Here is a 22,494-nt window from a genome sequence, read left to right as displayed (position 1 = left end):
GTCACTCGTGCGGGACCACGGCCACCGGGCAGTCGGCGTGGTGCAGCACCCCGTGCGCGACCGAGCCGATCCGGGAGCCGACGGCCGTACGGTGCGCCCGGCGCCCGACGACCATCAGCTGCGCGTGTCCGGCCACCGACAGCAGCACCTGGCCGGCGCTGCCCATCTCGATGTGCTCGGCCACGGGCACCTCGGGGAACCGCTCCCGCCACGGCTGCAGCGCCTCGGCCAGGGCCTGCTTCTCGTACGGCTCGAGACCGCCCGCGTCGTCCAGGAGCTTGAGCGAGCCGGGGCTGTAGGCGAAGACCGGCGGCAGGGTCCACGCCCGTACCGCGCGGACGGTCGCGCCGCGGGACGCCGCCGTCTCGAACGCGAACCGCAGCGCGGCGGCGCTGTCCTCGGGACCACCGTGCTGGCCGACCACCACCTCCCGGCCGGCGGCCTCCGCCGTCGGCCGGTCGCCGGCGCGGACCAGGACCACGGGCCGGGAAGCCTCCGCGATCACCTGCTGGCCGACCGAGCCCAGCAGGAACCCGACGACCGGACCGTGCCCGCGGGAGCCCAGCACCAGCATCTCGGCCTCCGCCGCCACACCGGCCAGCGCGTGCGCGGCCCCGCCCTCGACCACGTCGAATGTCGCCTCGAGCCCCGGATGCCGCTCGGAGACGGTACGCACGGCCTGCGCCACGCCATCCGAGACCCATCGGTGCTGGGTGCCCCGGTCGGCCGCGGCGAGCGCCTCGGCGTAGCGCCACGCGTGCACCACGCGCAGGGGCAGGCCCCGGCGTACGGCCTCCCGGGCCGCCCAGTCCAGCGCGGCCAGGCTCTCCTGCGTACCGTCCACCCCTGCCGTGATCGGGCGTGTCATGCGTGGGCCTCCTCGTCGTCGCCGCGCTCTCGCGGTGCTGGTGCCCCCTGTCGGGCACCGTCGCGCACCGCCACGATGATCTCGCACGGCCCCGGGGTCCACTGCAGGCGCTGACCACGCTGCCTCCATGACCCCGGACGTCGGGCGGGGCGCACAGTCGTGGGTGGTGCCGGCGGACCCGCAGGGCAACGAGTTCCGCGGCCCGGGGAGCGCCGTGGCCGATCGCGGCCCCGGCCGTGCGGTCGGTGCGTCTGATCATGGCCCCGCCGTACACCGGAGCGATCCCGGGCGATCGAACATACGATGGGCTTCGAACCGGTGCGGTGGTCCCCGCGACACCGAGCCGGGTGATCCAACGCTCGGGGTGGGAGACGTATGGCACAGGCCGCCGACGCAGCGCGGACCGTCATCCTGACCGTGGACGACGACCCGGGGGTCTCCCGTGCCGTCGCCCGCGATCTCAGGCGGCGCTACGGCGAGTCCTACCGGATCGTACGCGCGGAGTCCGGCGAGTCCGCGCTGGAGGCGCTGCGCGAGCTGAAGCTGCGCGGCGACCTGGTGGCGGTGATCCTGGCCGACTACCGCATGCCGCAGATGAACGGGATCGAGTTCCTGGAGCAGGCGCTCGACGTCTATCCGGGGGCGCGCCGGGTGCTGCTGACCGCGTACGCGGACACCAACGCGGCGATCGACGCGATCAACGTGGTCGACCTGGACCACTACCTGCTCAAGCCCTGGGATCCGCCGGAGGAGAAGCTCTATCCGGTGCTGGACGATCTCCTGGATGCCTGGCGCAGCAGCGCCTACAGGCCCGTGCCCAGTACCAAGGTCGTGGGGCACCGCTGGTCGGCGCGCTCCTCGGACGTGCGGGAGTTCCTGGCCCGCAACCAGGTGCCCTACCGCTGGTACTCGGTGGAGGAGCCGGAGGGGCAGCGGCTGCTGGCGGCCGCCGGGCAGGACGGGCAGCGGCTGCCGCTGGTGATCACCCCGGACGGCACCGCCCTGGTCCAGCCCGAGGCGCCGGAACTGGCGGCGCGCGTGGGACTGGCGACGACACCGACGGCCGACTTCTACGACCTCGTCGTCATCGGCGGCGGTCCGGCCGGGCTCGGGGCCGCCGTGTACGGGGCCTCGGAGGGGCTGCGCACCGTGCTGGTGGAGCGGTCGGCGACCGGTGGGCAGGCCGGGCAGAGTTCCCGGATCGAGAACTACCTCGGTTTCCCCGACGGTGTCTCCGGCGCCCAGCTCACCGACCGGGCGCGGCGGCAGGCCACCAAGTTCGGCGCGGAGATACTCTCCGCGCGCGAGGTGACGGGCCTGGAGGTCAACGGCGGCGCACGCGTCGTACGGTTCGCGGACGGCTCGGTGATCGCCGCGCACAGCGTGATCCTCGCGACCGGCGTGCAGTACCGGCAGCTGGACGCGGCGGGCTGCACCGACCTCACCGGGTGCGGGGTGTTCTACGGCTCGGCGCTGACCGAGGCGAGTGCCTGCCTGGGGCAGGACATCTACATCGTCGGCGGCGCCAACTCGGCGGGCCAGGCCGCGATGTACCTGTCCCGGGGCGCGAAGTCGGTGACGCTTCTGGTGCGCGGCACGGACCTGTCGGCGTCCATGTCGTACTACCTGATCCAGCAGATCGACGAGGCGCCGAACATCTCGGTGCGCTCCCACACGGTCGTGGACGCGGCCCACGGCTCGGACCACCTGGAGCAGCTGACGCTGCGTCACACGGTGACCGGGGAGACCGAACAGGTCGACGCCCAGTGGATGTTCGTGTTCATCGGTGCCGCCCCGCTGACGGACTGGCTGGACGACACGGTGCTGCGCGACGAGCGCGGGTTCATCCTGGCCGGACCGGATCTGACCGCCGACGGGCGGCCGCCGGCCGGCTGGGAGCTGGACCGGCCGCCGTACCACCTGGAGACCAGCATTCCCGGCGTGTTCGTGGCGGGCGACGCGCGCGCCGAGTCCGCCAAGCGCGTCGCGTCCGCCGTCGGAGAGGGAGCCATGGCCGTGATGCTCGTCCACCGGTATCTGGAGCAGTCATGAGCGGGCAGGTGATGCCGTGCAGCCCACAGGAGGTCCGCTCGCTGTTCCTCTTCGAGAAGCTGAGCCCTGAGCAGTTGGGGCGGCTGTGCAGCGAGGGGCGGGTGGAGCTGTTCCAGCCCGGACCGGTGTACACCGAGGGCGACCCCGCCACCTGCTTCTTCGTGATGATCGAGGGCACGGTCGTGCTCTCCCGCCGGGTCGGCGGGGACGACGTGGAGGTCACCCGGACCTCGCAGCCCGGGGTGTACGCGGGCTCTATGCAGGCGTACCTCGGCGACCGGGTGCGTCAGGTGTACAACAACTCCATGCGGGTCACCGAGCCGACCCGCTTCTTCGTGCTGCCCGCCGACCTGTTCGCGGACGTCATGCGCGAGTGGTTCCCGATGGCCGTGCACCTGCTGGAGGGCCTGTTCTTCGGTTCGAAGAACACCCAGGCCGCGATCGGGCAGCGGGAGCGGCTGCTCGCGCTCGGCTCGCTGTCGGCCGGGCTCACCCACGAGCTGAACAACCCGGCGGCCGCGGCGGTCCGGGCCACCGCCACCTTGCGGGAACGGGTCGCGAAGATGCGGCACAAGCTCGCCGTGATCGCCGAAGGGCCCTTCTCCCGCGACGCGCTGGCGAACCTGATCGAGATCCAGGAGCGCACCGCCGAGCGGGTCGCGAAGGCCCCGGTGCTCAGCCCGCTGGAGGCGTCCGACCGGGAGGACCTGCTCACCGACTGGCTGGAGGACCACGGCATCGGCCACGGCTGGCAGCTCTCCCCCACCTTCGTGCAGGCAGGCCTCGACGTCGACTGGCTGGAGCAGGTCGCCGCGGCCGTGGACGACGAGATCCTGCCCGGCGCGGTCGGCTGGCTCAACTACACCGTCGAGACCGAGCTGTTGCTGAACGAGATCGAGGACTCCACCACCCGCATCTCGCACCTCGTCGACGCGGCCAAGCAGTACTCGCAGCTCGACCGGGCCCCGTTCCGGGTGGTGGACGTGCACGAACTCCTCGACAGCACCCTGCTGATGCTGTCCGGCAAGAGGGGCCCCGGCATCGAGGTCGTCAAGGAGTACGACCGGACGATCCCGCCGGTGCCCGCCTACCCGGCGGAGCTGAACCAGGTGTGGACCAACCTCATCGACAACGCCGTCTCGGCCATCAACGGCGCCGGCGGCGAGGGCACGTTGACCGTGCGGACCGCGCTCGACCACGAGCAGGTGCTGGTGGAGTTCCGGGACACCGGGCCCGGCGTCCCGCCCGAGATCAAGGGCCGGATCTTCGACCCGTTCTTCACCACCAAACCGGTCGGTGAGGGCACCGGGCTCGGCCTGGACATCTCCTGGCGGATCGTCGTCAACAAGCATCACGGCACCCTGCGGGTCGAGTCGGTGCCCGGCGACACCCGCTTCCAGGTGCTGCTGCCCCTGACCACCGAGACGCCCGCCGAGGAAGCGGAGGACACCGTATGAGCACCGTCGACGGAATCGACCCGAGCGTGCCGCCGAGCGGCACCGGCTGCGTGGAGTGCGAGGAGGCGGGAGGCTGGTGGTTCCATCTGCGCCGCTGCGCGCAGTGCGGGCACATCGGCTGTTGCGACGACTCCCCCGCCAAGCACGCCACGGCCCACTACCGGTCGACGGGGCATCCGGTCATCCGGAGCTTCGAACCGGGCGAGGACTGGTTCTGGGACTACGCCACCGACGAGTTGTACGACTCCGGTCCCGAACTCGCTCCCCCGTCCGCCCATCCCGCGGACCAGCCGGCACCGGGCCCGGCGGGGCGGGTGCCGGCGAACTGGGCGCAGACGCTGGGCTGAGACGCGCGGTGCCCACAGACGCGCGGTGATGACATCGGCCAACCGCAGGTCAAGGACCCGCTGTCGGTGGCGCGTGTCAGGATGGGGGCGTGTCGCAGATCGCCTTCACCCCACCGCCGCTCATCGGCCGGGACCAGGAACTGGCCCGGCTGACGGGCCTGCTGGAGCGCGCCCGGGCCGGTGAGGCGCGGGCGGTGCTGGTCGCCGGGGACGCGGGAGTCGGCAAGACGCGCCTGCTCGACGAGGTCGCGGGGCGCGCCGTGCGGGCGGGGGCGACCGTGGTCACCGGGCACTGTGTGGACCTCGGGGACGTCGGACTGCCGTACCTGCCGTTCACCGAGATTCTCGGTGTGCTCGCCGCCGACGAGCGGTTCACGGCCGTGCTGGGCGCGCACCCGGCGGTGGACCGGCTGCTCGGCGCGGGCACGGACCCGGCGCGGGATCCCGACGGGCGGCTCAGGCTGTTCGAGGACGTCGCCGGGTTGCTGGCCGACCTGGCCGCCGTGACACCCCTGGTGCTCGTGCTGGAAGACCTGCACTGGGCCGACCAGTCCTCCCGGGATCTGCTGCGCTTCCTGCTCAGCCGGGGTGTGCTGCACCGGCCGGGTGGTGGCGCCCCGGACCGGCGGCTCGCCGTGCTCGCCTCCTACCGCGCCGATGATCTGCACCGCCGCCACCCGCTGCGCCCCCTGCTCGCCGAGCTGGTCCGGCTGCCGGCCGTGGAGCGCCTGGAGCTGCGGCCGCTGCCCGATCCCGAGGTCGCGCGCCTGGTGCGGGCCCTCGGGGCGGGCCCGCTGCCCGAGACCGTCGTACACGGCATCGTCGCCCGTGCGGAGGGCAACGCGTTCTACGCAGAGGAGTTGTTCGCGGCGGCCGGCGCGGACGCCGACGGTGTGCCCAGCGGGCTCGCCGACCTGCTGCTCATCCGGGTCGAGCAGGTGTCGGAGACGGCCCAGCAGGTGCTGCGGACCGCCGCCGTGGCCGGGCGCCGGGTGGAGCACGACCTGCTGCGCGAGGCGGCCGGGCTGCCCGAGGACGAGTTGGAGCGGGCGCTGCGGGAAGCCGTCGGACGGCAGCTGCTCGTCCCCGGGGACCGGGACACGTACGCCTTCCGGCACGCCCTCGCGCGCGAGGCGGTCTACGCCGACCTGCTGCCCGGTGAGCGGTCCCGGCTGCACGGAGCGTACGCCCGGCTGCTCGCCGCCCGGGGCCGGGCCCCGGAGACCGCCGCCGAGCGCGCCCATCACCACCGCGAGAGCCACGACCTGCCCGAGGCGTTCGCCGCCTGTCTGGAGGCCGCCGACCACGCCCGCCTGCTGGGTGCCCCCGCCGAGGAGCTGCGGCACCTGGAGACCGCCCTGGACCTGTGGCCGTCGGTGCCGGTGTCCGCCCGGCCCGCCGTCGAGGGGGGCCTGGACCGGGTGACCCTGACCCTGCGCGCCTCGGCCGCGGCCGCGCACGCCGGGGAGTCCCACCGCGCGGTCTCCCTGACCCGCGCGGCGCTCGCCGGGGTCGGCCAGGACACCGACTCCGAGCTGGCCGCCCGGGTCCGCTACACACTCGCCGGGAACCTGCTGATCGTGGACAACCTGACGGCGGCATACCGCTACAGCAGCGAGGCACTGGCCATGATCCCCGCCGAGCCGCCGTCGCGGACGTGGGTGTGGGCGGCGGCCACCCATGTCGCGACGGCCCGTCAGGTCGGCGAGGACGCGACCGCCCGGCGGGTCGCCCGGCAGGCGCTGCGGGTCGCCGAGGAGCTGGGAATGCCCGCGGCCCAGGCCGATCTGCTGATCTCCCTGGCGAACATCGAGGGCGGCGGCCGGAGAACCCCCGAGGGCCGGGAACGGCTGGAGCGGGCCCGGGAACTGGCCCGGGCCGCGGGGAACGGGCCGGTGGAGATGCGCGCGCTGTACCACCTGGGCGTGGCCGCGTTCGAGTCCGGCGAGCTCGCCCAGTGCCCGTCGTTGCTGGCCGACGGTCTCGACCGGGCCCGCCGGGCCGGGCTGCTGTCGTCTCCGTACCCGCTGGAGATGCGCTATCTCCAGCTGCTGGTGATGTACACGCTGGGCCGCTGGGACGAGTGCGTGCGCACCGCGTCCGACGCCTCCGCGGCGCTCCCGGCGGTGGGCGGAGGCTTCGCGATCAGCCCTGCCCTGTACGTGGCGGTGGCCCGCGGCGACGAGACGGCCGCCGACCGGGCCCGTGCCCTGCTGGAGGGTCCCTTCGACTGGATGAGCACGCTCGTCGCCGGCGTCGTCCTCACCGACGCCGCCGCGCAGCGGGGCGACGTGGAGCAGGCCGTCGAGCGCATGCGTGCGGCGATCACGGCCCTGGGGGACGGTACGACGCGCCGCCCGGCGGTCGCGGTCAGGCTCGCCGCGCTGTGTCTGGGCGCGATCGCCGACCGGTCCGCCGAGCCGCGCCGCGGCGGCGACGGGGACCGCAGCCGCTGGACGGACAGCGCGGCCGAGTTGGTGGAGCTGGCGCGGACCACGGCCGGACACGACGAGGAGGGCCGTGCGCAGGGCCCGGAGGGGCAGGCCTGGCTGGCCCGCGCCGAGGCGGAGTGGGCGACGGTCGGGTTCGGACCGGACCCGGTGGCCTGGGAGAAGGCGGTCGCCGCGTTCGCTTACGGCGACGCGTACGAGCAGGCGCGGTGCCGACTGCGGTACGCGCGGGCGCTGCTGGGGGCCGAGCGCCGAGCGGAAGCAGCGGAGCAGGCGCGGCTGGCCCGCGAGACGGCGGCCGGGCTGGGCGCGGCGCCGCTGCTGGCGCGGATCGACGCGCTGAGCAGGCGCGGGCGCCTCGCGGCCGCGCCCACGGGTGCGGACGGTGCGACGCCGCTCACCGCGCGCGAGCAGGACGTGCTGCGCCTCCTCGCACGCGGGCGCAGCAACCGGCAGATCGGCGAGGAGCTGGTCATCAGCGGCAAGACGGCCAGCGTGCACGTGTCCAACATCCTCGCCAAGCTGGGCGCCGCGAGCCGCACGGAGGCGGTGGCGATCGCCTACCGCCAGGGTCTGACAGCGCCGGAGCCGACGGGGTCGGGCTGACCCGGGCGGCGCGGCTTCAGCGAGTGCAGTCCAGGCTGCCCGGGGCGACGGCGTCGGCCATCGCCCGCATGCCCTTGTCGCCCGGGTGCAGATGGTCGCCGCCGTCGAAGAACGGCAGGATCCGCTCGGGGTCGTACGGGCTGCGCAGGGTGCGGTCGAAGTCGGTGACGGCGTCGAAGTCCCCGCTCGTGCGCAGGAACCGGTTGACCTGCCGGCGTACGGCTTCGGCGGCCGGGTCCCATTCGTACCAGCCCTTGAACGGTCCGACGGTGGCGGCGACCACGCATTTCCCGGCCGCGTGCGCCCGCCGCGCGATGTCCCGGTAACCGGCGATCAGGTCGGCAGCGGTGACGCCGGTGTGGGCCTTGATGTCGTTCAGGCCCTCGGAGAGGAACACGGTGCGCACTCCGGGCTGGGAGAGGACGTCCCGGTCCAGCCGGAGCAGGGCGCTCTGCCCGGCGCCGGCCGTGAGGAGCTTGTTGCCCGAGAGGCCCTCGTTGGCCACGCCCTTGACCGACGTCGCGCTGCCGGCGAGGCGCCGGGCGAGGTAGTCGGGCCAGCGGCGGTTCAGGTCGGTGGTGGACTGCCAGCCGTCGGTGATGGAGTCGCCGAGCGCGGCCACGGCACCCGGCCCCGGGCCGGCCGGTCGTACGGCGACGGCGTCGAGGTACCACCAGGCGCCGGTGGCCTGAGCCCAGTTGGCGCCGCTCTCCTCGGCGGTGTGGTCGCCCGGGCCGGTGTACGACGTCTGCATCGCCATCCAGTGGCCGGAGGCCGGGCCGGCCGCGTCCGGGGTGCGGAGGCTGACGACGAGATCGGAGCCGGCGGGGACCCTGCCGGGCAGCGGGTCGCTCCAGGCGACGGCGCCGGCCGGCACGGTGACCGTACGCGCTCCGCCGAAGGTCAGCCGCCGGTTGCTGCCGGGCCGCAGTGCCGCCCCCTGGGACCGCAGGCCGGCGTAGACACCGTCCAGGGTCAGTGGCCGGTCGCCGAAGGCGTTCGTGAAGCGCACCCGCAGGTCGCCGCCGCCGACGCTGGTGTGGATGATCAGCCGGTAGCCCTGGCCGGCCGTGCCCTCGCCCATGCGGTCGGCGCTTGCCGCCCAGGTGACGACACCGGCCACCCTGGTGGCGGGCTCGGGCGGCGCGCCGGCCGCCCGTGCGGGCGCGGTCTGGCAGACGATGGCCGTGAACAGCGCGGCGGCTGTGCGGCAGCCGCGTCCGAACCGGCCGCTCACCGGGCGGGGTCCCGGATCGTGACGGACCCGCCTCGCTGCCTGCGGGCCGTCCGGGACGTGCCTGCGTATCCCACGGACGTCATGGTCCCGCCGATGCTCCGGACCCGCACCTCGGTGCGCTTCGTGTCCCGCCGGCTCGGATCGACGAGGAAGCCCGCCACGAGCTCCGGCCCCGGTCCGGGCTCCGCTTGCCGTAGGCGGCCCAGGCGTCCGGGGCGGCCTTCACAGGCCCATCGGCAGGCTGCCCCGTGAGCCGGAGGTCATCGGGTGTGCGGCGCGGCAACGCCTCCGCTGAGGGGCGGGCGGCCGAGAAACAGCGGCTGTCGCGAAGGCGGTCGGGGCGGCTGTCGAGGGGCGGGCATGCGGATGCCCCGCGCGGGGCGGGGCATCCGGTGGTGCTGGTGTGCGGTGCCGTCCGTCAGTGGCGGGCGGCCGGCGTGTTGGCGGCCGTGACGTTGACCGCGGACCACGACTTGTCCACCGTCTTGTACTCGGTGCTGTTCGCGCCGTACAGGTCCTTGGCCGCCTTCAGGGTCGCGATGCGCGCCTGGTGGAAGTCGGTCGTGGAGACCATGTAGCGGGTGAGCGCACGGTAGTAGATGGCGGTGGCCTTGGTCCGGCCGATGCCCTTCACCGCGATGTTGTGGTAGGTCGGCGAGTTGTAGGTGACGCTGCCGATCGTCTTCTTGCCGCTGCCCTCGGCGAGGAGGTAGTAGGCGTGCGAGGAGACACCGGAACCGGCGTGCACCTCGGTGTAGTACACGTCCGGCGACCAGTAGTCGATGGTGCCCTCGAGCTTGTCCAGCGACGGGTGGTCGAGGCGGCGCAGGAACTTCTGCGCGAGGCCCAGCTTCTCGCCGACGAGGTAGTCGGGGGTGTCCTTCGCGTTCTTCGCGTAGAACTCGACGTTGGAGCCGAAGATGTCCGCGATCGACTCGTTCAGCGAGCCGGGCTCACCGTACTGGTTGCCGTCGGAGTCGACGAAGGTCGGCTGCAGCTTCGCGGTCGCCTCCACCACGCCGTGGGTCAGCTCGTGACCGGTGACGTCGAGGACGACGAGCGGCTTCTTGAACATCTGGCCGTCGCCGTCGCCGTACAGCATGCAGTTGCAGGTCGGGTCCCAGAACGCGTTGGCGACCTTGTTGCCCCAGTGGACCATCGCCTGGGCGGCCTTGCTGTTGCCGGCGATGCCCTTGCGCTTGAAGGTGTTCTTGTAGAAGTCCAGCGTCTTGGTGACGCCGTACTGGGCGTCGGCGGCGGCGCTGGCCCGGCTGGTGGTCTTGCCGTTGCCCCAGACGTTGGTCGTGTTGGTGAACTTCGTACCGGCGCTGAACTTCTCCGTGTACGAGCCCTTGGCGTCCCGCGTCTCGGTGCCGTACCGGGTCGGGTCCTTGAGCTGGTAGTGACCGCGCGAGGTCTGCGTGGTGGTGAGGCCGACGTTGCCCACGAAGAGGGTCTTGCCGGTGCCCTTCGCGGTCGCCGGGTAGCGCGTGGCGCCGGGGACGCCCGAGCCCAGCAGACCCGCCGGGGCGGGTGAGCCGACACCGGTCTCCGGGTCGGCGGTCTCGCCACGCTCACGCAGGGCGTCGAGCAGCTTCGGGGACAGGAACTCGTCGCTGACGGGGGTGTTGCTGCGCACCTTGCCGGTGACGGCGTCGACGACGACGGTGTGGGCGGCGCCCTGGCCGGACACCGTCACCTGGTACGCCAGGGCGGAGTCACCACCGCGGGCGTCGACGACCAGCTGGGCGCTGCTCGCGTCGCCCTGGGCGGCCTTGGCGGCCTTGGCGGCGGCCTGCCGCGCCGTCAGCTTGGCCTGCGAAGTGGCCGGCTTGACGGAGTGGTCGGCCGCACGGGTCACGCCCGTGTAGGCCAGCTTGTGGTCGAGGTGGACGATGAGGTCGCCACCGAGCACCGGCAGGTTGCCGTGCGTCCGGACGAAACGGACGTGCCGGGCGCCCTCGGGGTCGATCAGGACGTCCTGGGCCTGGAGTTCGTCACCCTTGGAGACGCCGGTCGCCGAGGCGTGGCCGAAGGCCGCGGTGCGCGCCGCCTCCACCACCGCCGTGGCGTTCGTGGTGGTGGACGCGGCGGTCCGCTCCACCCCCGTCGTGGAGGGACCCGCGAAGGCCGTGCCGGCCAGGCCCGTGGCAGCCGTCGTCACCGCGACGGCGACCGCCACGGAGCGTATGTGCGGTCTACGCAATCTGATCAGGGTTCCTTCGTGCGAAGGCGGCAGGGGTCACCAACCGCCTTGAGACGTGGCACAGTTCGGCGCCACGGGGGCGGGTAGGGCCCCGGAGTTCACCCTTACGGATCAGTCATGTGCACGTAAAGCCGGAATGATCCATTTCGCGAATTTCTATGGCAATCCTTTACGAATGGGCGCCACAGGGTGATCACGAGCCGGCCAACTGTGTGTCGACTGTGGAGACGCTGCCCCGATCCCCTAGGTTCCGAGGCCGGAATGTGACCGACATCGCATCACGAGACGTATGGATGGGAGTGGGTACCGGATGGTCTCAGCAACGGCGGGCCGCAGTGCGGTCCTCGGAGCGGTCGTACTGTCGCTCCTCGCGGTCCCGGCGCGGGCCGCCACCGCGGAGCCGAACACCCCGACGGCAGCGGCGCTTCCCGCGCCCGACACCACGGGTCTGGCCGCGGTGCTGCGCTCGGCCGTGAACCAGGGCGCCCCGGGCGCCCTGGCCCGGATCGACGACGAGGACGGGACATACCGGCTCACCCGTGGCGTCGCCGACCGCGGTACCCGGCGGGTCATGGCCACCGGCGACCGGTTCCGCGTCGGCAGCGTCACCAAGACCTTCTCGGCCGTGGTCCTGCTGCAACTCGCCGACGAACACCGGCTCACGCTCGACGCGCCGGTCAACCGGTATCTGCCGGGGCTGCTGCCCGACGACCGGATCACGGTGCGCCAGGTGCTCGGCCACCGCAGCGGTCTGTACGACTACACCAACGACATGTTCGCCGAGAGCGTGTCCGGCTTCGAGGCGGTGCGGAAGAAGGTCTTCACCTACCGGCAGCTGGTCGCGCTCTCCCTGAAGAAGCCCCGCACCAACGCGCCCGGCGCCGCCTACAACTACTCCAACACCAACTTCGTCGTCGCCGGCCTGCTCATCGAGAAGCTCACCGGACACTCCGTGAAGACCGCGTACGAGGACCGCATCTTCAAGCCGCTGAAGCTGAGCGACACGTTCTACGTCCACCCGGACACCGCGATCCCCGGCCGGTACGCCCGCGGGTACCTCACTCCGGACACGGCCGGCGCCAAGCTGGTCGACGCGACCGCCCAGACGGTCTCCTGGGCGCAGAGCGCCGGTGCCATCATCTCCAGCGCCAAGGACCTGAACACCTTCTACTCCGCGCTGCTCCGCGGCAAGCTGCTGTCCTCGGCACGGCTCGCCGAGATGGAGCGCTTCGCGCGGGTCAACAGCACCACGGCCTACGGACTCGGGCTGCGACGCCGCGACCTGTCCTGCGGGGTCTCGGTCTACGGCCACACGGGCGTGGTGCAGGGCTACTACACGTACGCCTTCACGACGAAGGACGGCAAGCGCAGTCTCACGGCGGTCACCAACACCTCCAACAACAGAAAGGTGCTCAACACGCTGGCGGAGACGCTGGAGTCGGCGTTCTGCGGGAAGCCGGCGAAGGCGCTGCACGACCGGGGCACCACCGAGGAGGACCAGGTGGGCTGAGCGCCTGGCCCGGGTGCGGGGGCATGGGGGGCGCGCCCGCACGGCGGTCGGCATATCGAAACGCTCCGTGATCTTGGCGGAACGACATCGTCCGGGACACCATGCCACGCATGAAGGGTGATCTCTTTTCCAGTCAGCACGTGGTGCAGCCGGCCGTGGAGCCGGGAATGTCCGTCGAGAACGCCAAGTGCGTCCGGTACGCGGTGAACGGGGAGATGTACGCCCGCCAGGGCGCGATGGTCGCCTACCGCGGCGACCTCAAGTTCGAGCGCAAGGGGCAGGGCGTCGGCGGCATGCTCAAGCGTGCGGTCACCGGTGAGGGACTGCCCCTCATGGCGGTGCGCGGGCAGGGCGAGGCCTGGTTCGCGCACGAGGCGCAGAACTGTTTCATCGTCGAGGTCGAGCCCGGCGACCAGTTCACCGTCAACGGCCGCAACGTGCTGTGTTTCGACGCCTCCCTGGCGTACGAGATCAAGACGGTGAAGGGGTCGGGCATCGCCGGCGGCGGCCTGTTCAACAGCGTCTTCAGCGGGCAGGGCCGGCTCGGTCTGGTCTGCGAGGGCAACCCGCTGGTCATACCGGTCTCGGCGCAGGCCCCGGTGTACGTCGACACGGACGCGGTGGTGGGCTGGACCGCGCATCTCCAGACCTCGCTGCACCGCTCGCAGTCCATCGGCTCGATGCTGCGCGGCGGTTCCGGTGAGGCCGTGCAGCTGGTGCTCCAGGGCGAGGGGTACGTCGTGGTGCGGCCGAGCGAGCTGACGCCCCAGAAGGCGCAGCAGCACTGAACCTTCACAAGTGATCCCTGCCGCGCGGGCAACCCCGCTCGCCGTACCGGCGTCTTGACCGACAACAGACCGAGCCCCGGCCCCTTGGGCCGGGGCGCATTTCCGAGACGCTATACACGACATGTATACACTCCGTGTATAGAAGGGTACGCATGTACGGCAAGGCTTTCGCCCCGGAGTACCAGGGCGCCCTGACCACCCTGTCCGTGAACTCCTCGCTGGTCGACGTGCTGGCCGAGGGGACCGAGCGGCTGCGCGAGGCCGAGCGCTCCGGGCGCCCCGGCGAGGCGGCGCGCTGCGGGCTCGCCGTCGCCGAGGCCCATCGGCGGCTCGGCCATGTGCGGGACGCGGAGCTGGCCTGGAAGGCCAGTTACCGGGCCGCCCGTGAGGCCGGGGACACGGCCGCCATGGCCTGGGCGCTGTGGAGCGGCGGTACCCTGGCCCGGCAGCGCGGGGCGTTCCCGCTGGCCTGGCGGCTGCTGGGGCTCGCGGCCGAACTGGGCGAGCGCGGCGGGGACGTCGTGGTCCGCGGGTACTCGCTGGCCGGGCTCGCGGAGACCGGCCGCATCCAGGGGGACTACGAGGCGGTCGGCCTGCTGCACGAGCAGTTGCTGGCCGAGGCCCGCAAGCGGGGAGAGGCCCGGCACACGGTCTGGGCCCTGGAGGGCATCGCGCAGATGCACCGCAACACCGGCGACTACGACAAGGCGTACGCCCTGTTCGAGGAGGCCGCGGAGATAGCCGGGCGGGCCGAGGACCGGCGCGGGCACGCGTGGGCGCTGCGCGGGCTCGCCGACGTCCTCTCGGTGCGCGACGGCGACATCGCACGGGCGCTGGAGCTGCTGTCCGAGGCGGAGGCCGTCTGCCGTGCGATGAACCTCTCCAGCGCGCTCGCCTACAACCACAAGATGCGCGGCAACGTCTACTACCGGGCCGGTCGTCACGCCGAGGCCAGGGACCTGTACGAGCTGGCGCTGGAGGAGTTCCGCGCGATGAGCGAGCCGCGCGGCGAGGCGCTGGCCCGCCTCGGCCTGGCCAAGTCGCTGGCCCGCCTCGGCCGGGACCGCGCCGAGACGGCGGCCGAACTGGCCGACCTGGCAAGGACGCTGGAGCGCAGCGGCCTGAAGCACGCGCGGGAGATGGTGACCCGGGCCCAGCGGGAGTTCGGCCTCGACCCGGAGGTCGTACGGTGACCGCGCTGCCCACGGCGGTCCGCGCGCCACTCACCGCCGCCGAAACCCTCGACCGCTGCCGTGAGCTGGTGCGCCCGGCGCTGACGGAGGCGGTGGGGCGGCTGCACCCCTGGGTCGCCGAGATGGCCGCGTACTCCTTCGGCTGGTGCGAGGTCGGCGGTGCCCCCGCCACGGCGCCGGGCGGCAAGGGCGTACGGCAGGCGCTGGCGGTGCTCGGTGCCGAGGCGGCGGGCGCCGGCGCGAGGACCGGCATCCCGGCCGCGGTCGCGGTGGAACTGGTGCACGCCTTCTCGCTGCTGCACGACGACATCATGGACGGCGACGCGACCCGGCGCCGCCGCCCCGCCGTGTGGCAGGCCTACGGCACCGGTCCGGCGGTGCTCGCCGGGGACGCCCTGTTCGCGCTGGCGGTGGACACGCTCGCCGCCGCGCCGCAGGGGCCCGGCGCCGTACGCCTGCTCTCGGCGGCGCTCGCCGATCTGGTCCGCGGACAGGCCGACGACCTGCTGTTCGCCTCCCGGCCGTGCACCGGCCCGGAGCGGGTGACGCCGCAGGAGTACCGTGCGATGGCGGAGGGCAAGACCGGCGCGCTGCTGGGCTGCGCCGCCGCGCTGGGTGCCGCGCTCGGCGGGGCGCCCGAGGCCACGGTCACCGCGCTGGACCGGGCCGGGCGCCACCTCGGCATCGCCTTCCAGCTGGTCGACGACGTGCTGGGCATCTGGGGCGACCCGGCCGTCACCGGCAAGCCGGTGGGTGGTGATCTGCGGGAGGGCAAGAAGACGTTCCCGGTGCTGGTCGCGCTCGGCTCCCCGGCGGCCCGGCGGCTGCCCGCGCTGCTCGGCTCGCCGGGACGGGACGCGGAGGCGGCGGTGCTGATCGAGGAGGCGGGCGGTCGTACGGCGGCGCTGGCCGAGGCCCGGGCGCACACGGCCGCCGCGCGTGCGCTGCTCTCGGACGCACCCCTGGCGGCCGGAGCCGTCGAGGAGCTGCACCGGCTGCTGGACTCCCTGGTGCACCGCGTGCTGTAGCCCTGATCCGAAACGGCGTTGACGTCCGGTGTCCCGGCGGGTCAAGGTGCGGGCGGCGCGGTCCCACCCCCGCGCCGGAAGGGTGAGGCACCTTGATCGGCATCTCGGACATCGAAGCCGCCGGCCGGCGGATCGCCGGGCACGTCGTGCGGACGCCGACCGTACCGAGCCCCGGTCTGACCGCGCTGCTCGGCGTCCCGGTCACCGCCAAGCTCGAACTGCTGCAGCGCACCGGCTCGTTCAAGGCTCGCGGGGCCACCGCGAAGCTGCTGTCGCTGAGCGAGGCCGAGCGGGCCGCGGGCGTGGTCGCGGTCAGCGGCGGCAACCACGGGATCGCCGTCGCGGTGATGGCGGCGGCCCTCGATGTGAAGGCGACCGTGGTGATGCCCCGGACCGCGCCCGCGCGTTCCATCGGGCTCGCGGAGGAGGCCGGCGCGTCGGTGCGGCTGACCGACGGCATGGACAGCGCGTTCCAGCTGGTGACGCGGCTGCGGGACGAGGGACTGACCCTGGTCCACCCGTTCGACGACCCGGTCGTGATCGCCGGACAGGGCACCGTGGGGCTGGAGTTGGCGGAAGACGCCGCGGGCACCGGCGAACTGACGGACGTCGTCGTCAGCGTGGGCGGCGGCGGCCTGATCGCCGGGATCGCGGCGGCTCTGCGCGCCAAGCGGCCCGGGGTACGCGTGTGGGGCGTGGAGACCGAGGGCGCCGAGGCCATGTCCGCCGCGCTCGCGGTGGGCGGACCGGTACCGGTCCCGCTGGCGTCCCTGGTCACCACGCTCAGTGCGCCGTCGGTGTCGCAGTTGACGTACGACCATGTGTCCGCGCTGGTCGAGGAGGTTCTGGTGGTCCCGGACCGGGACGCCGTGCAGGGCTGCCTGGACCTCGCCGACCACGCCAAGGTGTGGGCCGAGCCGGCCGCGGGCTGCCTGCTGCCGGCGGCCCGTCAGGTGAGGGAACGCGTCGGGGACGGCGCCCGGATCGGACTCGTGGTGTGCGGGGGCAATACGACACCCCGGGAACTCATCGGATGGGCCGACCGCTTCGGCCTGACGTGACACCGATCGTGCACCGTGGCCGACCCGGAATTTACCCTCGGTTACCCGCAGGTCGAAGAGCCGGTGGGGACGATCAACCCAAACTCGCAAGCGCTTTCGAAGTGTTGAATAAAAGGCAAGGAGGGGCCCGAGTTGAGGATTCTTTGAACGCACCCCCACGCGCCCCGCGTACCTCTGGGAAACACCGGGCAGGGGTTGCAGCGAGGGATGACCATGGCCAAGGCGCACGTCTCCGCACACGAGTTGGTCGCCGGACGGTACCGGCTCCTGGAGGTATTCGCCCGCGAGACGAACCGCCTGTGGTGGTACGCCGAGGACGTGACGGCGCAGCAACCCCGGTTGGTGACGCAGACCGCCCTTCCGCAGCCGTCCGCCGAGGACGCCGCGCGCCGCGTCACCGCCCGGATCATCCGGGCCTCCGAGACCATGCGGCTGCTGCGTCCCGGCCAGGTCGCCACCGTCGTCGACGCCGTGGTGGAGGCCGGCACCCTGTGGACGGTCACCGAGTGGATCGACGGCACGCCCCTGAGCGAATTCCTCGAGCGCGAGGGCTCCTGCAACGCCGTGCGGGCGGCGCGGATCGGCCTGGATCTGCTCGATGTGCTCCAGGCCGCGCACGACGAGGGCATCACCCACGGCGAACTGAGCCCCGCCCAGCTCTTCGTGCGGGAGGACGGCCCCGTCGTCGTCACCGGCTTCGGGCTGGCGGGGTCGACCCTCGTCCCACGGCTCACGGCGCCGTCGTACGCCTCGCCGGAACAGGCCCGCGACGAGCGCATCGGCCCGGCCGCCGACCTGTGGGCGCTGGGCGCGCTGCTGTACACGATGGTCGAGGGCCGCCCGCCGTTCCGTGACCGCGGCCGGCCGGACGCCACCCTCAAGGCCGTGGACCGGCTGCCGCTGCGCACCCCGCTGCGGGCGGGTCCGCTGACCCGGACCGTGCAAGGGCTGCTGCGCAAGAACTCCATCGAGCGGCTGACCCGGCCGGTGGTCCAGGAAGCCCTGACCCGGGCCCTGACCGAGGAAACGGACGCGGACCGGGAGCCGGCCCCCGTCCCCCGGGTGCGCGGCGCGTACCGGGGCGTGCGCCCGGCCGGACCGGGGCGGGGCAGACGAGCCCTGGCCGCGGGCACCGTGCTGGCCACGGTCACCGTCACGGCCGCGGTCCTGGCGGCGACCCACCGCCTGCCCGGCTCGGACACGGCGGACGCACCACCGCGCGGCACGGCCCCGGCCGCCCCCACCGGCCGGCACACCGGCGGCGGCACGCCCACGGCCACACCCACCCCGACCGCCTCGTCCTCCTCCGTCCCGCCGGCCGGTTACCGGCGCTACACCGCCCCGGAGGGCTTCTCCGTGGCGCTCCCCGACGGCTGGAAGCGGCTGACCACCTCCCGCGTGACCGGCCTCGCCTACCGGGTCACCTTCGGCCGGAACGGCGACTCCCCCACCCTCGCCGTCACCTACAGCGAACGGGTGGGCCCGGACCCGGTCGCCGTGTGGCGGGAGGACGTCGAGCCGGGGCTGAAGAGGCTCCCCGGCTATCAGCGCGTCGGCGACGTGCGGGCCACCACCTACCAGGGCCACGAGGCCGCCGACATCGAGTGGCTGGCGGGGGCCGGGGACGGGCGGGTGCACACCTACGGGCGGGGGTTCGTGCTGGGCGGCCGGCGCGGGTTCTCCCTGCGCTTCACCACACCGGCCGCGACCTGGGGCGACGCGGTCAACCGGCTGGCGCTGAAGACTTTCCTGCGGACGTTCCGTGAGCCGAAGGACTGACCCTCGCCCTCCGGCCGTTTTCCCTCGGCCGACCCGGGGACTCGCTTCTTATGGTGCAAATCGGATACACGATGATGACCGAGCAGGCCGGTCCCCGGGACCTGATCGACCACGTGGTGCGGGCAGAGGACGCCGGGTTCGACTTCTCGGTGACCTCGGACCACTACTTCCCGTGGCTGCGCTCGCAAGGGCACTCCTCGTACGCGTGGAGCGTGCTGGGCGCCGCCGCCCAGGCCACCTCGCGGATTCCCCTGATGACCTACGTCACCTGCCCCATCCTGCGCTACCACCCGGCGATCGTGGCGCAGAAGGCGGCGACGGTGCAGTTGCTTTCGGAGGGCAGGTTCCGGCTCGGCCTCGGCGCCGGCGAGAATCTGAACGAGCACGTCGTGGGCGGCGGCTGGCCGCCCGTGGACGTACGGCACGAGATGCTCGAAGAGGCGGTGCGGATCATCCGCGCGCTGTTCGAGGGCGGCCATGTCACCCACCACGGACAGCACTACGACGTGGAGTCGGCCCGCCTGTGGGACCTCCCGGACGAGGCCCCGCCGATCGGCATCGCCGTCTCCGGCGAGCGGTCCTGCAAGCTCGCCGGGCACCTCGCCGACCTGGTCATCGCGACCGAGCCCAAGGCGGGCCTGCTGGAGGCCTTCGACCGGCACGGCGGCACCGGCAAGCCCCGGGTCGGCCAGCTGCCCGTGTGCTACGGCCCCGACCGGGACACGGCGATCAAGCGCGCCCACTCCCAGTTCCGCTGGTTCGGGCTCGGCTGGAAGGTGAACGCCGAGCTGCCGCACCCGGACTCCTTCGAGGCCGCGACGCAGTTCGTGACCGAGGACGACGTCGCCTCCGCCATCCCGTGCGGGGACGACCCGGACGCCTTCGTGGAAGCCGTACGGCCCTACGCGGAGGCCGGGTTCGGGGAGATCGCCCTGGTGCAGATCGGCGGCGACACACAGCACGAGTATCTGGACTGGTCGGCGAAGACCCTGCTGCCGGCCCTGCGGGAGGCGTTCGGCTGACGCCCCTGCCCCGGCGAGCGACCGGCACCCGTCCGGCCGCGTTGCGCGGCGGCCACGGGAATCAGTCGCGCGGGTGAGCATTCCGTGCGAGACGGGGGTACTAGAGGGCTCTACGCCGATCGTTGCCGGAGGCCCTCGCGTGAACTCGTTCGTACACAAGACCCTGGTGGTACAGCTCCGCGCGGGAGGCACCGAGCGGTGTCCCGTGCTCGCCCATCTCAGCTACGACGCGGAGGACCCGTTCGCCGTCACCGCCGTCTTCGGTCACGACGGCCATGTGCTGGCCCGCTGGCGGCTGGACCGGGAGATGCTCTCCGACGGCCTGGACAAGCCGGTCGGTGTGGGCGACGTACGAGTACGGCCGGCCGCCACCGGGGTGTGGCAGGAGCTGCGCCTGGAGTTCCTCGGGGACTACCGGCCCGACGGCAGCCGGCACCACGCGGTGGTGTTCGCCTGGGCGCCCGCGATCGCCGCGTTCCTGCGCGAGACGCACCAGGTCGTCCCGCTCGGGCAGGAACACGTTCCCGTTGACGAGTTGCTGGCGGAGATCCTCTCCGGGGCTGAGTAGCCGTACTCATGCCCATGGCCCCGGCCGGCGCCACGCTGGGGGCTCCTACGACGCCTTGACGCAAGGAGCCCAGCCGTGACCGCAGTGCACCGCGCCCCGTTTCCCGTGCCGCGCCGCGTGCCGCCCGTCGTGTTCGCCGGGGTGGCGGCCGTCGGGCTCGCCGTGTCGGCGTGGGGCGTGCGCGATCGCACGACCTGGTTCCTGGAGACCGTGTGGGCGCTGGCGGGCCTGCCGCTGGTGGTGCTGATGTGGCGGCGCTTCCCGCTGACGGGGCTGCTGTGCGGGCTGCTGGCCTCGCACGCGCTGGTCCTCGCGGTGGGCGGCCACTACACCTACGCGCAGGTCCCGGTGGGCGACTGGGTGCGCGACACCTTCGGCCTCGACCGCAACCCGTACGACCGCTTCGGGCATCTCATGCAGGGCTTCGTGCCGGCGGTCCTCGTCCGCGAGCTGCTCAGCCGTACCTCGCCGCTGCGCGGCAGCCGCTGGCTGGCACCGCTCACCGTCTGCGCCTGCCTGGCCTTCAGCGCCTGCTTCGAGCTGCTGGAGTGGCTGGCCGCGGAGATCGGCGGGCACGGCGCGGACGCGTTCCTCGCCACCCAGGGCGATGTGTGGGACACCCAGTGGGACATGTTCTGCGCCCTGATCGGGGCCGTGCTCTCCCTGCTGCTGCTCAGCCGGGTCCACGACCGTCAGCTCCGGACGCTGGACCAGCACCATCCAAACGAGAGGCCCTAGGCGTCCGAGCGGGACGTGTGCTTGCGGCGGGCCCACAGGGGCAGTCCGTACCAGCACACGAGGTACCAGGCGACGACGGCCGCCACCAGGTACGGCACATAGCTGTCGTGCGTGGCCACCCGGAGAATGAGCAGCAGGGAGGAGGTCATCGTGGCGAGCAGCAGGACCAGCCCGACGAACGTCATCCTCGACGCCAGCCGCACTGCCTGCGGCTTGACCCGGCGGCCCGAGACCAGACGGTGCAGCGACACCGGGCCGATGAGGGCGCCGGTCGCGCAGGCGCCGAGGACGACGGTCACGATGTAGATGGTCCGGTCGGTGGCGGCAAGCTGGGCGTACTTCGGCTGGAAGACCACCGTCAGCAGGAAGCCGAACAGGATCTGCACACCCGTCTGGGCCACGCGGACCTCCTGGATGAGTTCACCCCACATCCGGTCAGCCCGCTCCTCCTCGGTCTCATTGCGCCCTCTGCGTCGGCCTTCCTGTGTCATGCGGTTGCGTGTAACCGTCCGGCCGTTCGTTCAAACGGCCCATGGTCATCGTGACTCCCGGGCCCGCGCCACGGCCTCTACCAGCGGTGTTCGACCTGGGCCCTGATCCGGCGGTCGTAGAGCTCCCGGATCGCGGCGGACGTCTCCTCGGACAGCGGCGGCAGCTTGGCCGCGGCGGCGTTCGCACGGGCCTGCTCCGTGTGGCGCGCACCGGGGATCACCGTGGTCACACCGTCCTGCTCGATGATCCAGCGCAGCGCGAGCTGGGCCGGCGTGAAGCCCTCCGGGGCGAGCGCGGCGAACTCGGCGGCCGCCTCGACACCGGTCTCGTAGTCGACGCCGGAGAAGGTCTCGCCCTGGTCGAACGCCTCGCCGTGCCGGTTGAAGGTGCGGTGGTCGTCGGCCGCGAACACCGTGTCCTTCGTGTACTTGCCGGACAGCAGGCCGGAGGCGAGCGGCACGCGCGCGATGATGCCGACGCCGGCCTCGCGCGCGGCGGGCAGCACCTCGCGCAGGGGCTTCATCCGGAACGGGTTGAGGATGATCTGCACACTCGCCACGTTCGGCCGGGCGATCGCCGTCAGCGCCTCCGCGCAGGTCTCCACGCTCACCCCGTACGCCGCGACGCGCTCCTCCTCGACCAGGGTGTCCAGCGCGTCGAACACCGCGTCCGAGGAGTAGACCGGGGTGGGCGGACAGTGCAGCTGGACGAGGTCGATGCGGTCGACGCCGAGGCTGCGGCGCGAGCGGTCGTTCCAGGCGCGGAAGTCGTCCAGGACGTAGTTCTCCGGGATCTGCTCGACCCGGCGCCCCATCTTGGTGGCCACCAGCACATGCAGATCGGGCCGGCCGCGCAGGAACGAGGCGATGGTCTCCTCGCTGCGCCCGTCGCCGTACACATCGGCCGTGTCGAAGAAGGTGACCCCCGACTCGGCCGCCGCCTCCAGGACGGACAGGGCCTCCTTGTCGTCCACGTCGCCCCAGTCGGCGCCCAGCTGCCATGTGCCGAGGCCGACCACCGATGCCCACTGGCCCGACCTGCCGATTACGCGTTCGTCCATGGCGTCAGTGTGTCATCCGGTGCCGCGTCCCG

At 72.9% G+C, this 22,494-nt stretch carries 18 protein-coding genes; 13 read left to right on the top strand and 5 right to left on the bottom strand.

The annotated features are described in order from the left end of the window. Position 1: 1 nt before the first annotated feature. Positions 2 to 868, bottom strand: coding sequence for a universal stress protein (locus AC07C1_RS35570; protein WP_478945929.1), 867 nt, complete (start codon positions 866 to 868; stop codon positions 2 to 4). Between the two features lie 375 nt (positions 869 to 1,243). On the opposite strand from AC07C1_RS35570, the gene AC07C1_RS35565 reads away from it, so the two are divergent. From AC07C1_RS35565 to AC07C1_RS35550, 4 genes are all read left to right on the top strand, one after another. Continuing rightward, a complete protein-coding gene (locus AC07C1_RS35565) occupies positions 1,244 to 2,920 on the top strand; it encodes an NAD(P)/FAD-dependent oxidoreductase (RefSeq protein ID WP_478945927.1) in 1,677 nt (558 codons plus the stop codon). Next, positions 2,917 to 4,377, top strand: coding sequence for an ATP-binding protein (locus AC07C1_RS35560; protein WP_478945925.1), 1,461 nt, complete (start codon positions 2,917 to 2,919; stop codon positions 4,375 to 4,377). The genes AC07C1_RS35565 and AC07C1_RS35560 overlap by 4 nt, the downstream gene beginning before the upstream one ends. Beyond that, positions 4,374 to 4,724: a UBP-type zinc finger domain-containing protein gene (locus AC07C1_RS35555; RefSeq protein ID WP_478945924.1), complete on the top strand. Its 351-nt coding sequence runs from the start codon at positions 4,374 to 4,376 to the stop codon at positions 4,722 to 4,724. The genes AC07C1_RS35560 and AC07C1_RS35555 overlap by 4 nt, the downstream gene beginning before the upstream one ends. 89 nt (positions 4,725 to 4,813) lie before the next feature. Next, positions 4,814 to 7,780 carry a helix-turn-helix transcriptional regulator gene (locus tag AC07C1_RS35550; RefSeq protein ID WP_478945922.1) on the top strand — a complete coding sequence of 989 codons (2,967 nt, stop codon included), beginning with the start codon at positions 4,814 to 4,816 and terminating at the stop codon, positions 7,778 to 7,780. A 16-nt stretch (positions 7,781 to 7,796) separates the two neighbouring features. Here the strand turns inward: AC07C1_RS35550 and AC07C1_RS35545 are convergent, their stop codons facing one another. Both AC07C1_RS35545 and AC07C1_RS35540 read right to left on the bottom strand, forming a co-directional pair. Further along, entirely contained in the window at positions 7,797 to 9,017 is a 1,221-nt protein-coding gene (locus AC07C1_RS35545) for an SGNH/GDSL hydrolase family protein (protein WP_478945920.1), read from the bottom strand. Between the two features lie 418 nt (positions 9,018 to 9,435). Then, the gene (locus tag AC07C1_RS35540; protein WP_478945919.1) at positions 9,436 to 11,199 is read right to left on the bottom strand and encodes a M4 family metallopeptidase; all 1,764 of its coding nucleotides are present in this window, start codon (positions 11,197 to 11,199) and stop codon (positions 9,436 to 9,438) included. A gap of 334 nt (positions 11,200 to 11,533) precedes the next feature. On the opposite strand from AC07C1_RS35540, the gene AC07C1_RS35535 reads away from it, so the two are divergent. The 9 genes from AC07C1_RS35535 (at position 11,534) to AC07C1_RS35495 (ending at position 20,910) form a co-directional block, all read left to right on the top strand. Beyond that, positions 11,534 to 12,733: a serine hydrolase domain-containing protein gene (locus tag AC07C1_RS35535; RefSeq protein WP_478945917.1), complete on the top strand. Its 1,200-nt coding sequence runs from the start codon at positions 11,534 to 11,536 to the stop codon at positions 12,731 to 12,733. A 110-nt stretch (positions 12,734 to 12,843) separates the two neighbouring features. Next, positions 12,844 to 13,521, top strand: a complete 678-nt coding sequence (locus AC07C1_RS35530; RefSeq protein WP_478945916.1) for an AIM24 family protein — start codon at positions 12,844 to 12,846, stop codon at positions 13,519 to 13,521. A 152-nt stretch (positions 13,522 to 13,673) separates the two neighbouring features. Then, positions 13,674 to 14,714, top strand: coding sequence for a tetratricopeptide repeat protein (locus AC07C1_RS35525; protein ID WP_478945914.1), 1,041 nt, complete (start codon positions 13,674 to 13,676; stop codon positions 14,712 to 14,714). Next, complete coding sequence (locus tag AC07C1_RS35520) at positions 14,711 to 15,742, top strand: polyprenyl synthetase family protein (RefSeq protein WP_478945912.1); 1,032 nt, start codon at positions 14,711 to 14,713, stop codon at positions 15,740 to 15,742. Before AC07C1_RS35525 ends, AC07C1_RS35520 begins: the two co-directional genes overlap by 4 nt. 92 nt (positions 15,743 to 15,834) lie before the next feature. Beyond that, a complete protein-coding gene (locus tag AC07C1_RS35515) occupies positions 15,835 to 16,803 on the top strand; it encodes a pyridoxal-phosphate dependent enzyme (protein WP_478945910.1) in 969 nt (322 codons plus the stop codon). A gap of 207 nt (positions 16,804 to 17,010) precedes the next feature. Continuing rightward, positions 17,011 to 18,582: a serine/threonine protein kinase gene (locus tag AC07C1_RS35510; RefSeq protein WP_478945908.1), complete on the top strand. Its 1,572-nt coding sequence runs from the start codon at positions 17,011 to 17,013 to the stop codon at positions 18,580 to 18,582. 50 nt (positions 18,583 to 18,632) lie between these two features. Then, positions 18,633 to 19,604 (top strand): LLM class F420-dependent oxidoreductase, encoded by a 972-nt coding sequence (locus tag AC07C1_RS35505; RefSeq protein ID WP_478945907.1) that lies wholly within the window; start codon positions 18,633 to 18,635, stop codon positions 19,602 to 19,604. A 139-nt stretch (positions 19,605 to 19,743) separates the two neighbouring features. Next, entirely contained in the window at positions 19,744 to 20,172 is a 429-nt protein-coding gene (locus tag AC07C1_RS35500; protein ID WP_478945905.1) for an SsgA family sporulation/cell division regulator, read from the top strand. 117 nt (positions 20,173 to 20,289) lie between these two features. Further along, complete coding sequence (locus tag AC07C1_RS35495; protein ID WP_478945986.1) at positions 20,290 to 20,910, top strand: DUF2238 domain-containing protein; 621 nt, start codon at positions 20,290 to 20,292, stop codon at positions 20,908 to 20,910. Here the strand turns inward: AC07C1_RS35495 and AC07C1_RS35490 are convergent. Together AC07C1_RS35490 and AC07C1_RS35485 are read right to left on the bottom strand one after the other, a co-directional pair. Next, complete coding sequence (locus AC07C1_RS35490; protein WP_478945903.1) at positions 20,907 to 21,401, bottom strand: DUF6328 family protein; 495 nt, start codon at positions 21,399 to 21,401, stop codon at positions 20,907 to 20,909. The two genes, AC07C1_RS35495 and AC07C1_RS35490, sit on opposite strands and share 4 nt — an antisense overlap. A 77-nt stretch (positions 21,402 to 21,478) precedes the next feature. After that, positions 21,479 to 22,462, bottom strand: coding sequence for an aldo/keto reductase (locus tag AC07C1_RS35485; RefSeq protein WP_478945901.1), 984 nt, complete (start codon positions 22,460 to 22,462; stop codon positions 21,479 to 21,481). Positions 22,463 to 22,494 lie beyond the last annotated feature (32 nt).

Source organism: Streptomyces sp. NPDC045022 (assembly GCF_056432605.1).
Note: the sequence above shows the minus strand (reverse complement) of the source record. Positions and strands in the feature narration are given on the sequence as shown.